The organism is Micromonospora sp. WMMD1128 (assembly GCF_027497235.1).
GTDB lineage: Bacteria > Actinomycetota > Actinomycetes > Mycobacteriales > Micromonosporaceae > Micromonospora.
Genome location: NZ_CP114902.1, coordinates 2,797,593 through 2,811,981, shown reverse-complemented (window position 1 = coordinate 2,811,981; position 14,389 = coordinate 2,797,593). Strand labels below are relative to the sequence as shown.

The 14,389-nt window shown below is 74.1% G+C and carries 15 protein-coding genes; 6 read left to right on the top strand and 9 right to left on the bottom strand.

The window, feature by feature from the left end; genetic code table 11:
- Positions 1–4: 4 nt before the first annotated feature.
- Positions 5–1,204 (bottom strand): RtcB family protein, encoded by a 1,200-nt coding sequence (locus O7602_RS12845; protein ID WP_281589083.1) that lies wholly within the window; start codon positions 1,202–1,204, stop codon positions 5–7.
- An 87-nt stretch (positions 1,205–1,291) separates the two neighbouring features.
- On the opposite strand from O7602_RS12845, the gene O7602_RS12840 reads away from it, so the two are divergent.
- The 4 genes from O7602_RS12840 (at position 1,292) to O7602_RS12825 (ending at position 4,632) form a co-directional block, all read left to right on the top strand.
- Complete coding sequence (locus O7602_RS12840) at positions 1,292–1,579, top strand: hypothetical protein (protein WP_281589081.1); 288 nt, start codon at positions 1,292–1,294, stop codon at positions 1,577–1,579.
- Between the two features lie 416 nt (positions 1,580–1,995).
- The gene (locus O7602_RS12835) at positions 1,996–3,111 is read left to right on the top strand and encodes a helix-turn-helix transcriptional regulator (protein WP_281589080.1); all 1,116 of its coding nucleotides are present in this window, start codon (positions 1,996–1,998) and stop codon (positions 3,109–3,111) included.
- Positions 3,112–3,275: 164 nt separating this feature from the next.
- Positions 3,276–3,443: a hypothetical protein gene (locus O7602_RS12830; RefSeq protein ID WP_281589078.1), complete on the top strand. Its 168-nt coding sequence runs from the start codon at positions 3,276–3,278 to the stop codon at positions 3,441–3,443.
- Positions 3,430–4,632: a helix-turn-helix domain-containing protein gene (locus O7602_RS12825; RefSeq protein ID WP_281589076.1), complete on the top strand. Its 1,203-nt coding sequence runs from the start codon at positions 3,430–3,432 to the stop codon at positions 4,630–4,632. Before O7602_RS12830 ends, O7602_RS12825 begins: the two co-directional genes overlap by 14 nt.
- Positions 4,633–4,685: 53 nt before the next feature.
- On the opposite strand, the gene O7602_RS12820 is transcribed toward O7602_RS12825, so the two are convergent.
- The gene (locus O7602_RS12820; RefSeq protein WP_281589074.1) at positions 4,686–5,078 is read right to left on the bottom strand and encodes a hypothetical protein; all 393 of its coding nucleotides are present in this window, start codon (positions 5,076–5,078) and stop codon (positions 4,686–4,688) included.
- Positions 5,079–5,232: 154 nt separating this feature from the next.
- Between O7602_RS12820 and O7602_RS12815 the strand changes: the two genes are divergently transcribed.
- Entirely contained in the window at positions 5,233–6,003 is a 771-nt protein-coding gene (locus O7602_RS12815; protein WP_281589072.1) for an alpha/beta hydrolase family protein, read from the top strand.
- A 55-nt stretch (positions 6,004–6,058) separates the two neighbouring features.
- On the opposite strand, the gene O7602_RS12810 is transcribed toward O7602_RS12815, so the two are convergent.
- The 4 genes from O7602_RS12810 to O7602_RS12795 all read right to left on the bottom strand — a co-directional run bounded on the left by O7602_RS12810 (position 6,059) and on the right by O7602_RS12795 (position 9,710).
- Entirely contained in the window at positions 6,059–7,096 is a 1,038-nt protein-coding gene (locus O7602_RS12810; RefSeq protein ID WP_281589070.1) for a zinc-dependent alcohol dehydrogenase family protein, read from the bottom strand.
- Between the two features lie 163 nt (positions 7,097–7,259).
- Entirely contained in the window at positions 7,260–7,766 is a 507-nt protein-coding gene (locus O7602_RS12805) for a DinB family protein (protein ID WP_282293634.1), read from the bottom strand.
- 101 nt (positions 7,767–7,867) lie between these two features.
- On the bottom strand, positions 7,868–8,674 hold the full coding sequence (locus O7602_RS12800) for a M15 family metallopeptidase (RefSeq protein ID WP_281589066.1): 807 nt from the start codon (positions 8,672–8,674) through the stop codon (positions 7,868–7,870).
- Positions 8,675–8,744: 70 nt separating this feature from the next.
- Complete coding sequence (locus tag O7602_RS12795; RefSeq protein ID WP_281590275.1) at positions 8,745–9,710, bottom strand: acetylxylan esterase; 966 nt, start codon at positions 9,708–9,710, stop codon at positions 8,745–8,747.
- Positions 9,711–9,902: 192 nt separating this feature from the next.
- Between O7602_RS12795 and O7602_RS12790 the strand changes: the two genes are divergently transcribed.
- Positions 9,903–10,928 (top strand): substrate-binding domain-containing protein, encoded by a 1,026-nt coding sequence (locus O7602_RS12790; RefSeq protein WP_281589064.1) that lies wholly within the window; start codon positions 9,903–9,905, stop codon positions 10,926–10,928.
- Positions 10,929–10,943: 15 nt separating this feature from the next.
- Here the strand turns inward: O7602_RS12790 and O7602_RS12785 are convergent, their stop codons facing one another.
- From O7602_RS12785 to O7602_RS12775, 3 genes are all read right to left on the bottom strand, one after another.
- Positions 10,944–12,233, bottom strand: coding sequence for a serine hydrolase (locus O7602_RS12785; protein ID WP_281589062.1), 1,290 nt, complete (start codon positions 12,231–12,233; stop codon positions 10,944–10,946).
- Positions 12,234–12,330: 97 nt separating this feature from the next.
- Entirely contained in the window at positions 12,331–13,053 is a 723-nt protein-coding gene (locus O7602_RS12780; RefSeq protein ID WP_281589061.1) for a polysaccharide deacetylase family protein, read from the bottom strand.
- On the bottom strand, positions 13,050–14,291 hold the full coding sequence (locus O7602_RS12775; protein ID WP_281589060.1) for a glycosyltransferase: 1,242 nt from the start codon (positions 14,289–14,291) through the stop codon (positions 13,050–13,052). Before O7602_RS12775 ends, O7602_RS12780 begins: the two co-directional genes overlap by 4 nt.
- Positions 14,292–14,389 lie beyond the last annotated feature (98 nt).

Below are 14,389 nucleotides of genomic sequence, written 5' to 3'. Positions count from 1 at the left end.
TGCCTCAGCCCTTCACGCAGACCACCTGCTTGAGGTGGGCGACCACCTCGACCAGATCCTCCTGCTGGGCCATCACCTCGGTGATGTCCTTGTAGGCGCCGGGGATCTCGTCGACCACCCCGGCGTCCTTGCGGCACTCCACGCCAGCCGTCTGCGCGGCCAGGTCAGCGGTGCTGTACGTCCGCTTCGCCTGCCCCCGCGACATCCGCCGCCCCGCGCCGTGCGACGCCGAGCAGTACGCGTCGACGTTCCCCCGCCCCCGCACGATGTACGAGCCGGTGCCCATCGAGCCCGGGATGATGCCCAGGTCGCCCGCGCCGGCCCGGATCGCGCCCTTCCGGGTCACCAGCACGTCCACCCCGTCATAGCGCTCCTCGGCCACGTAGTTGTGGTGGCACGAGATCGCCTCGTCGTAGCCGACCTGCGGGAACGCCTCCCGGACCACCTGGCCGAGCACGGCCAGCATGACCGCCCGGTTGCGCCGCGCGTACTCCTGCGCCCACCACAGGTCCCGCCGGTAGGCGTCCATCTCCGGCGTGCCGGCGAGGAACACCGCGAGATCACGGTCGGGCAGGTCGGTGTTGTGCGGCAGCCCGCGGGCCACCGCCATGTGCCGCTCGGCCAGCTCCTTGCCGATGTTGCGGGAGCCGGAGTGCAGCATCAACCAGACCCGACCGTCGTCCGGGCCACCCTGTTCGAGGCAGACCTCGATGAAGTGGTTGCCGCCGCCGAGCGTGCCGAGCTGCCGCTGCGCCCGTGTCTGGAGCTGCGCCACCCTCCGGTCGAGCGTGCCGAACCGCCGCCAGAAGTCGTCCCAGCCGGCCTGCTCCAGCCCGCGTACCCGGCGCGGGTCGACCGCGTCGTCGCGCATCGCGAAGCCCACCGGGATGGCGGCCTCGATCGCCGACCGCAGCGGCCCGAGGTCGTCGGGCAGGTCGGCGGCGGTGAGCGAGGTACGCACCGCGGACATGCCGCAACCGATGTCGACGCCCACCGCGGCCGGCGACACGGCCTGCCGCATGGCGATGACCGAGCCGACGGTCGCGCCCTTGCCGAAGTGCACGTCCGGCATCACCGCGACGCCCTGCACCCAGGGCAGCGCGCCGATGTTGCGCAGCTGCCGGGCCGCCTGCGCCTCGATCGCGTACGGGTCGGTCCAGACCCGGACCGGCGCCCGGGTACCGGCCAGCGGGGTGAAACCCATCGTCATCTCCTTGCTCGCGGGGCAGGCTTGTCAATGCGTCTATGTGTCTGTCAGGCTCGGGCGTCGGATCGAGCAGGAGGAGCCCGCATGCCCGCACTTCGTCGGATCGCCGCAGCCACGGTGCTGGCCGGGGCGGTGTCCGCAAGCGTCCTGGTCGGTGGCCCGGCCCAGGCCGCCGAAACCAGGTCCTACGTGGGTCTCGGGTTGAACAACAACTACTTCACCGCGCTCTACTACGCCACGAACGACGCGTGGGCCCAGGCCAGCGCGGACGGATTCGATCCGGCCACGCAGTGCAGCCCCGGCGGGAACTTCGCGACGCAGCCGTGGCCGGGCCTCTACCAGGTGCGGGCGCTCGTCAACTGCACCCGGTGACCGTGGATCGGACGCCGCGGCTTCGAACCTACGCGGTCGTTCGTCCGCCCGCCGATGGAAGCAACTCCCGGACGTCGTAGCGCCACGATCGGTCTCGGCGACGGCCGGCACCCGGTGTGGAGAGCAGGGCACCGGCGCGCGGCGCGGGCCGCTCGGCTCGGGTGCGATTCTGCTGCGACACGGTGGGCTCCCCCGGGTGGATCGGGCTGACGTTGCCCGATCACGGTACGGGCGCCGCAACGGAGACAGCAACGCGATATTCCCCAGCCCTGATCGCACCACGAAGCAGCGCGAGTTGCTCTCCGTACGCGTGGTGACACCTGCGGAAGCCGGATCGGGTGTACCGTCCGAAGTGGTAGCCCGACATCGGTCCCGCGGGCGTGCGCCCGCATCCGTGGAGATGAGGATCGCCGGTCATGCCACCCGTCATCGACGGTCGGTTCGGTGCCGAGCTGCGTCGGCTCCGCACGGCGGCGGGCCTCTCGCTGCGACAACTCGCCCCGCTCGTTCTGTCCAGCCGGGGGCACCTGCACGACTTGGAGACAGGGCGACGCCAGCCGACCGTCGACCTGGCCGGCCGTCTCGACGCGACGCTCGACACCAACGGCCTTCTGTCGAGCATGCTGCGTCCGGCACCTCCACCGGCCGATCCGGAAAGGTGGGCCTACGTCACCCGCTATCCTCGCCGGATCGATGCCGCCACGCTGCACGCGTTGGTCGATTCGCTCGCCGCACACCGCCGGCTCGAAGACAACCTGGGCGCCACGTCGCTGCTGCCGACGGTTCGCGCCCAACTGGACATGGTGAGCACGCTGGTGGCCGAGACCGCCGGCGCGCTCCGGTCGCAGGTCGTCGACGTCGCCGCGCAGTGGGCCCAGTTCGGCGGCTGGTTGTACGCCGCGAGCGACAGAGGCCGTCTCGCTGGCCGGTGGTACGGCGTCGCGCTGGAGTGGGGCACGGAAGCCGGAAACCCGGACATGACCGCCACCGTCCTGAGCATGCGTGGGCATCTGGCCTGGTCGGAACGCCGCGCGGAGGCGATGATCGACCTGTCCGCCGCAGCGGCCCGACAACCCGCGAGTCCCGGCGTACGGGCCATCGCGACGCAGCAGCAAGCCCGTGGTCACGCCCTCATCGGCGACACGAGCGCCGTCACGGATCTGCTCGACAGAGCCGTCGAACTGAGCCAGACGGCCAGCCAGGCACCCGACCGTGAACCGCCGTGGATCTACTTCCACTCGTCCGCCTATCTGGCCATGCAGCGTGGTCTCGCCTACCGGCTCCTCGGCTGGAATGCGGACGCGATCGAACACTTGCGGCGCGGGCTGACCGGGCTGCCGGCGGAGTCGTGCGGCGCGGCGTGGACCGGCCCCTACCTCCTGCGTCTCGCAGCGGCGCTCGCGGACACCGGCGACGTGGACGAGGCGTTCGCCATCTATGAACGGGCCGAGAGCCTCGGACGGGTCACCCGCACGACCGCCCTCGTCGATCAGGCTGAGGCCGCCGTCCGCGCATTGTCCGCACGTCGGTAGCGGACGCGTTGGTTCTCGACCGTCGTCGCTCAATCGCTGGATGCTGACCTCATGGCCGGCTTGTCGGAAGAGCGCCACTTCCACCACAAACCGCGTCCATCGTCGAGGGTGACGGTGACGGTCCTTCACGAACCCGCCGACACCCTCCAACAACGGAGGTGGGTATGCGCAAGCGTGGTGACAAGCCGACGGTGAGCCGGGGCGAGCAGATTCAGGAGGCCGAGCGGGAGGCGGCGCGACAACGGCTCCTCGCGCAGGCCGAGGCGGACCGGATACCGGTCGAGGAGACGACCACCGCGGTGCCCGACCGGCGGCGTCGTGACCAGCGGTGAGGTGCCGGTCGGCCGGCGGGTCGCACAGTGGCGGATCCGGCGTCGGATGACCCAGCAGATGCTCGCCGACCGGCTGGGCAAGTCGAAGAGCTGGGTCGACAAGGTCGAGCGTGGTGTGCGTAGCCTCGATCGGTTCTCCGTCATCCAGGACGTGGCCAGGGTGCTGCGGGTGGAACCGGCGACGCTTGTGGGTCGGGAGTCGCGGCCGGCGGGCAGCGTCGACGTCGAGGGCGTGGAGGGCCTGCGGGCCGCGCTGGCGCGCTACGACCTGCCGCGGGCCGCGACCGGATCCGCGGCGCCGACGCCCGACCTGGGTCGGCGGGTGGAGCACGCGTGGTCGGCGTACCAGCACGCACGTCATGCGCAGGTGATGCGGCTGGTGCCCGACCTGCTCGACGCCGCGCGACGCGCGCACGCCGCCGGTGGCGGGCACGGCACGACCGGTCTGCTGGTGCGGGTCTACCGGATCACGGCGTCGGTGCTGGTGAAGCTGGGCGAGCCGGACGTGGCGTGGCTGGCGGCCGACCGGGCCGTGGCGGTGGCCGCCGGTGACCCGGGATGGACCGCGGTCGCGGCGGTGCCGCTGGGCCAGGCGCTACGGGCCACGGGGCGCGGGCGGTTGGCGACGATGGTGACGATCGCCGCCGCGAACCGGATCGCCGCGGCGCACGACCGGTCGTCGGCGGGGCCGACGCTCGGCGGGACACTCTGGGTCGAGGCGGCTCTCGCGGCAGCGTCCTGCGGCGACGCGCACAGCGCCGCGGAGTGGCTCGGGCTGGCCGCCGAGATCGCCGGGCGGGTCGACGACCGCCACGACCCGCACCTCGGTGGGTTCGGGCCGGCGACCGTGCAGGTGGCGCACGTGGCGGCGGCGGTCGAACTCGGTGACGGCGGCGAGGCGGTCGCCCGGCACGAGGCGGTCATCGGGACGGACGGCTGGCGGCGGTTGCCCGTCGAGCACCGGGCCGCGCACCTGGTCGACGCCGCGCGGGCGTACCTCCAGATCGGTGACCTGCTCCGGGCGGGCCGCGCCCTGACCGAGGCCGACCGGATCGCGCCCGACGAGATCCGGATGCGACCGCTGGCGCGTACCGTGATCGGCGAGGTGGCGCGCGGCGGCCCGGCACCGGCCGGCGTGTCGCACCTGACGACGGCGATCGGCCTCACCCGGCGGGCCGGTCAGGCGTGACCGGCGCCGGCTTCGTGCGTGGTCGCCCGGGCGACCACGGATGCTCGGCGACCCTAGCCGGCCTGGGCGACCGGGTGGCGCTTCATCTGCTCCATGAACGGGAACCGCGCGGTGAGCTCGGCGAGCGTGGCGCCGGCCCGCCAGGCGTCGGCCACCTGCGCGACCTGGAGCAGGTCGGTGGCGTCGCCGCGGGCCTGGACCTCGCCGTCGATCCGCAGGTCGATCATGAAGTAGCGGGCCTGGGCGCCGAGGCTGACGCAGACCACCCCCCGGCCGGAGGTCAACTCGGCGCAGGTGAACCGGCTGCGGCCCTGCTCGGGAGCGCTGACCTGGCCGACGTCGAGCCGGTGCGCGGTCGCGGTCCGCGCGAGCGCGGGGGCCAGGCCGCCGGGCTCGACCAGATCCGGGTAGAGGCGCACACCCAGTGCCGCCGAGACGTCGCTCATGCCTGACTCCCACTTCCTCGTGACAGAGACCAGCAGCGCGCAGGTTACGAACACGTTTCCGGCACGCAAGGCCATCCTGACCCGCCGGGACGGCCCGCGGCAATAGGAACGGTGCATCCGGCCTCCATCGGGACCGGGGGTACGCTGCCGGCTCATGGCCCGGATCCGCTGTGACTTCTTCTCCCAGGCGCTCGGCATGGGCACCTCGATGACCGTGCTGCTGCCCGACCGCGGCACGGCCGGGATCGGCATGGCCGGGGCTGTCGGTGACGGCGAACCGCCGGTGCTCTACCTGCTGCACGGCCTGACCGACGACGACACGGCGTGGACCCGGCGCTCGTCGATCGAACGCTACGTCGCCCCGCTCGGCCTGGCCGTGGTGATGCCGCAGGTGCAGCGGAGCTTCTACCGCGACGAGGAGCACGGCAACAAATACTGGACGTTCCTCAGCGAGGAACTGCCCGAGGTGTGCCGGTCGTTCTTCCGCCTGTCGACCCGCCGGGAGGACACGTTCGTCGCCGGTCTGTCGATGGGCGGCTACGGCGCGATGAAGTGGGCGCTGCGCCACCCCGACCGGTTCGCCGCGGCGGCCAGCCTCTCCGGCGCGCTCGACGTGGTGCGTCGACGTCACCACCCGACCAGCCCGCTCGACCCGGCGGTCTGGCACACCGTCTGGGGCGACCGCACCCCGCCCGACGAGGACGACACCGTGGTGCTGCTGGAACGGGCCGGCGACGACCTGCCGGCGCTCTACGTCGCGTGCGGCACCGAGGACTTCCTCCACGACGACAACGTCCTGTTCGTCGACACCGCGCGGCGGCTCGGTCGGCCGGTCACCGTCGACTTCGGTCCGGGCGACCACGACTGGGCGTACTGGGACGCGCGTATCGCCGACGTGTTGGCCTGGCTGCCGCTGCGGGTGTAAGGCGGGGGCCCCGCTTAACGCATCCGGTATAGGCGGGGGCCCCGCTTAACACCCCTCAACGGGTGAGCGCCACCTTGAGCGCGCCGGTCTCGGCCGGCCGGGCGAACACGTCGTACGCCTCGATGATCCGGTCCAGCGTGTACCGGTGGGTCACCATGTGCGCGGTGTCGAGCTGGCCGGCGACCAGCATGTCCAGCAGCTTCGGCGTGGTGCGGGTGTCCACCAGGCCGGTGGTGATGGTGACGTCGCGGATCCAGAGCCGCTCCAGGTGCAGCGTCGCCGGGGCGCCGTGCACGCCGACGTTCGCGACCCGGCCGCCGGGGCGGACCAGCGTGGCGCACAGTTCGAAGGTGGCCGGCACGCCGACCGCCTCGATCGCCACGTCCGCGCCGAGCCCGCCGGTGATCGAGCGGACCGCTTCGAGCGGGTCGTCGTCGGCGAGCACGGTCAGGTCGGCACCGAATCGCTTCGCCGCATCGAGCCGGCTCTGCGCCTTGTCCACGGCGACCACGTGGGTCGGCGAGAAGAGCCGGGCGGTCTGGATCGCGGCCAGGCCGATCGGGCCGGCGCCGACCACCACGACGGTGTCGCCGGGGCGCACCCCGCCGTTGAGCACGCCGACCTCGTACGCGGTGGGCAGGATGTCGGCCAGCAGCACGGCCGCCTCGTCGGAGACGCTCTCCGGCAGGCGGTACGTGGACAGGTCGGCGAACGGGATCCGGGCGTACTCGGCCTGCACGCCGTCGACGGTGTGCCCGAGAATCCATCCGCCGCCGCCGAGGCACTGCCCGTACACGCCGTCCCGGCAGTAACGGCACACGCCGCACGCGGAGATGCAGGAGGCGAGGACCCGATCGCCCGGGACGAGGTTGGCGACCCCGTCACCGACCGCCACGACCGTGCCGACCGCCTCGTGGCCGAGCACCCGGCCCGGCTGGACCTCGGGCACGTCCCCGCCGAGGATGTGCAGATCGGTCCCGCAGATGGTGGCCGCGTCGACCCGGACAATCGCGTCCCGGGGGCCGGCGATGGTGGGATCCGCGATCTCGGACCAGGACTTCTCGCCCGGACCGCCGTACACGAGAGCCTTCATGGCTCCTCCTCACGCCGTTTGTCAACCCCCACGCTTCTCGCCGGAGCGGGCGGGTGGCAGGGCCGGAGGACCCGGCGCGCGGGACCTCGGTCCCACGCGTCCATGATCGACATGTTAAAAGGGGGCCCCTCTTCTACCGCAGGCGTTAACCGGGGCCCCCGCCTTACACCCCGACGGTGCCGTCGAGGGCCTCGCGGAGGAGGTCGGCGTGGCCGTTGTGCCGGGCGTACTCGTGCAGCATGTGCACCATCACCAGGCGCAGCGAGACGTCCTCGCCCCAGCGGGCCTGGTGGCCGGTCACGTCGAGCGACTCGGCCGCCCGCTCGATCCGCCGGGCGTGCTCGACCTCCCGTCGCCACGCCTCGAACGCCTCCGCGCGGTCGGCGTCGGCCGCGTCGTACGCGGCCTGGAAGTCACCGGTGTCGGACCAGACCAGCGGGATGTCCTCGGCGTTGATGACGCGCCGGAACCAGGTGCGTTCCACCTCCGCCATGTGCCGGACCAGGCCGAGCAGGGACAGCGTCGACGGCGGCGAGGACTGCCGGCGCAACTGCTCGTCGGTCAGGCCCTCGCACTTGAGGGCCAGCGTGGCCCGGTGGAAGTCGAGGAACGCGCGCAGCGTCTCCCGCTCGCCGGCCAGCAGCGGCGGGCCGATCCGTTCGGTCTCCACAGGCATCCTTCCGCGCGGGTGTCGGTCACCGGGCGCCCGACACCCGCGCGGGGTGGCGGTCACCTGCCGTCCGACCGGTGTGGATCATGAGGTTACCCCCGTCACCGCAACGACGAGCGGGCCACCGGGAAGTCGAACCAGGTGTCCGGGTACGGCTCGTCCACGTACCGGTAGTGCCACCACTCGCGCGGGTAGTTCTCGAACCCCTCCCCGGTCATCAACTCCCGGAGCAGCTCGCGGTTCGCGCGGGCGGCGCCGATGACCCGTACGTCGGCGGTGTGCGCCCGGGGATCGAAGCAGTCGAAGCCGGTGCCCATGTCGACCGAGTCGTCGGCGAAACGGTCGCCGGCCGGGGCGGTGCAGGGCCGCAGGGGCTGGCCGGGGGTGTAGTCGGGTTGCCCGGGGGTGGGCACCGGGACGAGCGTCAGGTCGAGCGTGCTGGCCCGGCTGTGCGCCGTGGGCGCGCCGAGGTAGCCGTCGGCGAAGAGCCGGTCCTTCGGCAGGTCGGGATAGAACTCCGCCTTCATCTGCTGCTCGTCGGGGCGCTTCGCCCAGGCGACGAACTCGTCCACCGCCCGCTGTGGGCGGTAGCAGTCGTACACCTTCAGGCTGCGGCCCCGGGCGAGCGCGGCGGCCTGCACCCGGTGCAGCGCCTCGGCGGCCCGACGGGTGAGCAGGCAGAGCGGCTCCGGGTAGCCGTCGATCGGCCGGCCGACGAAGTTGTGCGCGGTGGCGTACCTGATGTCGGTGCGGATGCTCGGGTCGACGGTGGCCAGGTCGACGACGTCCGCCGGGGCGCGGGGGCCGGTCGGGGTCGGCGTGGGCGCCGGTCGCGGCGCCGGTCGCTGGCAGGCGGCGGCGAGGGCCGCGACCACCACGACCAGGACCGCTGCCGTACGTCTGCGCACCCTGCCGTGTCTACCACGGGGTGAGGCGGGGGCCCTTGTTAACAGACGTCTGTTAACAAGGGCCCCCGCCTTACACCTCCAGCGTCGCGCGGAGGAAGTCGACCGCGGCGGCGTCATCGTCGATGCCGCCCGCCTCGTGGCCGTTGAACCGCCACACCGTCAGGTCTTTCTCCCCGCGATAGTCGTGGTAGGCGGCGTAGACCGTGGACGGCGGGACGATCTCGTCCATCAACGCGACGGAGAATCGGGCCGGCACGGCGGCGCGCCGGGCGAAGGCGACGCCGTCGACGTAGGAGAGCGTGCGCAGGACCTGTTCCTCCCGGTCCCGGTGCACGGCCAGGTAGTCCCGGATCTCCCGGAACGGGGCCGCGTCGGTGATCGTCACGGCGCGCGGGATGTCGCAGAGGAACGGCACGTGCACCACCGCCGCCCGTACCTGCGTCGCCAGCGCGGCGGCGGCGAGCGCGGCGGCGCCACCCTGGCTGTGGCCGAGCACGGCGACCCGGGCCGGGTCGACGGCCGGCAGCTCGCGGACGGCGTCGACGGCCCGGACGGCGTCGGTGAGGAAACGCCGGTAGTAGTAGCGGCGCGGTTCCTCCACGCCCCGGGTGGCCATCCCGGGGGCCTGCGGCCCGGCCGCCGCGATGTCGGGCGTGTCGCCGCGGCTCCATCCCGAGCCCTGGCCACGGGTGTCCATCTGGAGGTGGGCGAAACCGGCGGCCGACCAGAGCAGGTTCTCCAGCGGGTGGCCGCGTCCGCCGCCGTAGCCCACGTACTGCACGACGGTCGGCAGCGGCTCGGACGCGCCGCGGGGCACCCGTAGCCAGGCCCGGACCGGCTGGCCGGCGAACCCGGGGAACGTCACGTCGAAGACGTCCACCCCGGTCAACGGGGTGGACAGCGGGGTCGCCGCCACCGGGTCGCCGCAGGAGCGCGCCTCGGCCAGCGTCTCGGCCCAGAAGTCGTCGAAATCCGGCGGTTCTTGCAGGTCGCTGCGGTGCTGGCGGAGTTCCGCCTCGGACAGGTCGGTGAACACGCCTGGAGGTTCCTCGTCGGTCGGCGGCGGCACGTCGACGCGGGGCGGTCGACGCATTTCCGGAAGGTTTCCGCAACTTGTGCGAACGCTAGGACCGGGTCGATCTGTCGTCAAGCCCTCGCCGTACGGCAAGATGTCGGTGGGGCGGGACGGCTTTCCGGTCGGTTCCGGCTGCCGGCGAAGGGAACACGGGTGAGCGGGGACGACGAGCGCAGGGTGACCATCACCGCGATCGCACGGGAGGCGGGCGTCTCCGTGCCTACCGTGTCGCGGGTCCTCAACGGGCGGTCCGACGTCGCCCCGGACACCCGGGAACGGGTCGAGGAGCTGCTGCGGCACCACGGCTACCGGCGTCGGGGCAGCCGCACGGTGCGCCGGGCGGACCTGGTCGACCTCGTCTTCAACGACCTGGACAGCCCCTGGGCGGTGGAGATCATCCGTGGGGTGGAGGACGTCGGCCATGCCGCCGGGGTGGGTGTGGTCGTCTCGGCCGTCCACCGCGAGTCCAGCTCGACCCGGCAGTGGCTGCACAACCTGCGCGCCCGCGCCTCCGACGGCGTGATCGTGGTGACCTCGCACCTGAGTCCGGCGGTGCAGGCGCAACTGCGCCGGCTCAACGTGCCGGTGGTGGTGGTCGACCCGGACGCCGGGGTGGCCGGGACGGACGTGCCGGCGATCGGCGCCACCAACTGGACCGGCGGCCTGTCCGCCACCGAGCACCTGCTGAAGCTGGGGCACCAGCGGATCGGCTTCGTCGCCGGCCCGCCGCACCTGCTGTGCAGCCGGGCCCGGCTGGACGGCTACCGGGCCGCGCTGGCCGCCGCCGGCGTGCCGGCCGACGACCGGCTGGTCCACCCCGGCGACTTCTACCACGCCGCCGGCTACACGGCCGGCAGCGCGCTGCTCGACCTCGACGACCCGCCCACCGCCATCTTCGCGGCAAGCGACCAGATGGCGTTCGGGGTCTACGAGGCGGTACGCCGGCGCGGCCTGCGGGTCGCGGACGACGTCTCCGTGGTCGGCTTCGACGACCTGCCGGAGGCCCGGTGGGCCTCGCCGCCGCTGACCACGGTGCGCCAGCCGCTCGTGGAGATGGGGCGGCTCGCCGCCCGTACCGTGTTGCGCCTGGCGCAGGGCGAGGAGATCGAGTCGCCTCGGATCGAGTTGGCCACCGAGTTGGTGGTGCGGGACAGCACCGCGGGCCCGACCGGCGGCTAGCCCGGACCGGGCGTTTCAGTCACCTTCCGGAATTTTCGCCCCCCGCAGGACGGTGCCTGTCGACGCCACCGCCGCGGCGTGCCGGCGACGGCGCGCCAACAGCACCACTCCCCCGGCCACCAGCACCGCGCCCACCGCGATCGACAGGCCCGTGCCCGGCCGCTTGGCGGGGGCCGCCGCGCCGCCACCCAGGTCGGCGTGCCCGGCCAGGGCCGACGCCGCCCCGGCCGGGGGCGCCGCGGACCGGTCCAGCTCACCGGGTTCCACCAGCCGCCCGACCGCCGCGTCCCGGGGCAGCCCGAACCCCCAGTCCAGCAGCGCCGCGCCCTGCTGCCACCCGCGTTGGGTGGGGATCTCCGCGCCGAGCAGCGTCACCACCAGCCGGCGCCCACCGCGCTCCGCCGCGCCGACGTACGTGTGCCGGGCCACGTCGGTGAAGCCGGTCTTGCCGCCGATCGCGCCCGGGTAGTGGTCCAGCAGCATGTTGTCGTTCTGGATCTGGAAGGCCCGCTCCCGCAGCGCCGGCTGGGCGGGCACCTGCGCGGTGCGGGTGGCGGTGTAGCGGCGGAACGCCGGATCGGCGAAGCACGCGCGGGCGATCAACGCCAGGTCGTACGCGCTTGTGAACTGCCCGGGACCGTCCAGGCCGGACGGGGTGACCGCGTGCGTCTGCCGGGCGCCGAGCCGGTGGGCCTCGGCGTTCATCGCCCGGATCCCCCCGGCCAGCCCGTCCGGGCCGCCGCCGAGCCGGGCCAGCGCGTTGGCCGCCTCGTTGCCCGACTTCAGCAGCAGGCCCAGCCAGATCGTCTCGATCCGGTAGTGCCCGCCCTCGGCCAGCCCGACCGCGGAGCTGCCCGGCTCGATCGCCAGGTCCCCGGCGGTCATGGTGACCTCCCGGTTCGGGTCCAGCCGGGGCAGCATGGTGGCGGCCAGCAGCAGCTTCTGCACGCTGGCCGGGGCCGCGTACTCGTGCGGGCCACAGCCGCCGAGCACCGCACCGGTGTCCAGGTCCGCCACCAGCCACGAGATCGCGGTCACCGGCGGCGGCGCGGTCGCCACCGGCGGGACGACGAGACCGGCGGTGTCCAGCGCGGCGCCGCCGACCGATCGGGCGGCCGGATCGGGCGACGGCGGGGCCTGCGGCGGGCGGGTCGCCGGGGCCGGCACGTTCGGGCACGGCGGCGCCCCGCCGGGCAGCCGGCGGGCCGGCGCGGCGGCCCGCGCCGCCACGGCGGGCGTCACCGGCGTCGACAGGGGCAGGAGCAGGGCGGCGGCCAGCGCCACGGACGGTCCCCAGGTCCTCATGACCCGCACGCTAGCCACGCCGACCCGAACGGGTCGCCGGCTCGGGGATTCGCGTCCCGACCGCGGTGTCGCGGGGTACGATGCCCCACTCCCCTGGTCAGCGCGCGACGAGCCGGTGGGTGGCGAGCGGCCCGACGCGCCACCCGCGCCGGCGGCACTCCGCGAGCAGGCCGGGCAGGGCGGCGAGCGCGGCCCGCCAGGCGCCCGGAGCGGCGGCGCAGGAGGAGTCGTGCAGCAGGACCGTGCCGCCGCCGTGCAGCCCGGCCAGCACGCGGCGCGAGACGGTGTCGGCGGTCGCCGTAGCGGTCCAGTCCCGCCCCCAGCAGCTCCACAGCACCGGACGCAGACGCAGCCGGCGGGCGGCCACCAGCGTCGCGCCGGTGAGTACCCCGTACGGCGGGCGCAGGAACGCCGGCGGCCGGCCGGTCACGTCGGCGACCAGGTCGTACGCCCGGGTCAGGTCACGGACGGTGCCGATCGGCCCGCGCCGCAGCAGATTGTCGTGCCTCCACCCGTGCAGGGCCACATCGTGGCCGGCGGCGACCAGCCGGCGGCCCAGGTCCGGCCGGCGGCGCAGCATCACGCCGAGCACGAAGAACGTGGCCCGGACGCGGTGCTCCGCGAGCATGTCCAGGAAGTACGGCGTCGACTCCGGGTCCGGGCCGTCGTCGAAGGTCAGCGCGACCCGATCGGGCGATCCGAGGCCGTGCAGGCCGGGCAGCAGCCGCCGGCGCAGGGCCGGCAGCGCGGTCACCGCCGGCGCCGCCTGGACCACCGGCAGCGCCACCGCCGCGGCCCGGGCGAGGGTGGCGGCCCTCACCGCAGGCCGCCCGAGGACTGGAGCAGCGCGGCGACGACGGCCACCGCGTCACCGACCGGGTCGAGCAACGGCCGTCGCCCCCGGTCGGCCGGTCCGGCGGGGGCGGCCGACCGGGCGGCCTCGGCGACCAACCCCGCCGGATCCTCGGGCGTCGCGCCGCCGCGCGCTCCCGCCGGATCCTCGGGCGTCGCGCCGCCGCGCGCTCCCGCCGGATCCTCGGGCGTCGGGCCGCCGCGCGTCGGGGCGGGCCGGCCGGCGCCGACCACCGCCGCGAGCACCGGTCCGAGCTGTTCGGGCGTGCTGGCCCAGCGCGTGAGGCCGGAGCGGGCCAGGATCGCGGCGTTCGCCCGGCCGTGCCCGGGAATGGGACGGTAGGTGACCACCGGTACGCCGGCCGCGAGCGCCTCCTGGCAGGTGAGCCCGCCGGCGTTCTCCACCACCACGTCGACGGCCCGCATCAGCGACGGCATGTCGTCCACCCACCCCAGCACGTGTCGACCGGCGCCGCTCAGGCGCCGGCGCAGCGCCCGGTTCCGTCCGCAGACCACCACCGGCCGGACCCCGGTCGATTCGACCTCCGCGGTCGTGGCCGCCACCTCGCCGGCGCCCCACGAGCCGGCCACGATCAGGGCGAACACGCCGTCCGCCGGCAGGCCGAAGCGCTGTCGGGCCTGCCACCGGTCGAGGCCGCCCGCGCCGGCGAACGCCCTCGACACCAACGGGTGGACCACCGCGACGTCACCCCCGCAGTCGTGTCGCAGCTCGGCGTGGCGCACCGTGCAGTACACGTCGACTCCCGGTGCGAGCCAGGTCGGATGCACCACCAGATCGGTCACGTAGGTGAGGACCGGGACGCCGAGCCACCCGCGACGCCGCAGCGGCCCGAGGATCTGGTTGGCGAACGGGTAGGTGGTCACCACCGCCCTCGTGTCCGGGGGGATGCGGCGGCGGATCCGGGCCCGGAACGGGCGTGTCAGCAATCGGATGGCCCGCACCGAGGTACGGGACCGGCTGGTGAGCCGGAAGAGCAGGTGGTAGCCCCAGGGGAACCTGTTCAGCACCCCCCGGTAGGTTTCGCGCACCACGCGGTGCACCGGGGCGGGCAGGAGGTGGAGGAGGTTCAGCCGGTCCACCTCGAAGCCCCGGCCGCGCAGCCGCTCCGCCAGCTCGTCGGCGGCCCGGTCGTGTCCGGCGCCGATGTCCGCGGAGACCACCACGATGCGTCCCGGGTGCGCCATGCGCGGCGCATACCCACCCCGGGGGCGTCCACGCGGGCGGGCCCCGATCGGTGACCGGACCGTGCGCCGGACCCAGGGCCGGTCAGGCGCGGCCACGG

What these genes read in the sequence shown, in the direction of transcription:
- O7602_RS12775 (WP_281589060.1), bottom strand. Translation starts at nt 14,291, where the DNA reads ATGGCGCACCCGGGACGCATCGTGGTGGTCTCCGCGGACATCGGCGCC.
- O7602_RS12810 (WP_281589070.1), bottom strand. Translation starts at nt 7,096, where the DNA reads ATGAAGGCTCTCGTGTACGGCGGTCCGGGCGAGAAGTCCTGGTCCGAG.
- O7602_RS12815 (WP_281589072.1), top strand. Translation starts at nt 5,233, where the DNA reads ATGGCCCGGATCCGCTGTGACTTCTTCTCCCAGGCGCTCGGCATGGGC.
- O7602_RS12830 (WP_281589078.1), top strand. Translation starts at nt 3,276, where the DNA reads ATGCGCAAGCGTGGTGACAAGCCGACGGTGAGCCGGGGCGAGCAGATT.
- O7602_RS12785 (WP_281589062.1), bottom strand. Translation starts at nt 12,233, where the DNA reads ATGAGGACCTGGGGACCGTCCGTGGCGCTGGCCGCCGCCCTGCTCCTG.
- O7602_RS12840 (WP_281589081.1), top strand. Translation starts at nt 1,292, where the DNA reads ATGCCCGCACTTCGTCGGATCGCCGCAGCCACGGTGCTGGCCGGGGCG.
- O7602_RS12845 (WP_281589083.1), bottom strand. Translation starts at nt 1,204, where the DNA reads ATGGGTTTCACCCCGCTGGCCGGTACCCGGGCGCCGGTCCGGGTCTGG.
- O7602_RS12835 (WP_281589080.1), top strand. Translation starts at nt 1,996, where the DNA reads ATGCCACCCGTCATCGACGGTCGGTTCGGTGCCGAGCTGCGTCGGCTC.
- O7602_RS12820 (WP_281589074.1), bottom strand. Translation starts at nt 5,078, where the DNA reads ATGAGCGACGTCTCGGCGGCACTGGGTGTGCGCCTCTACCCGGATCTG.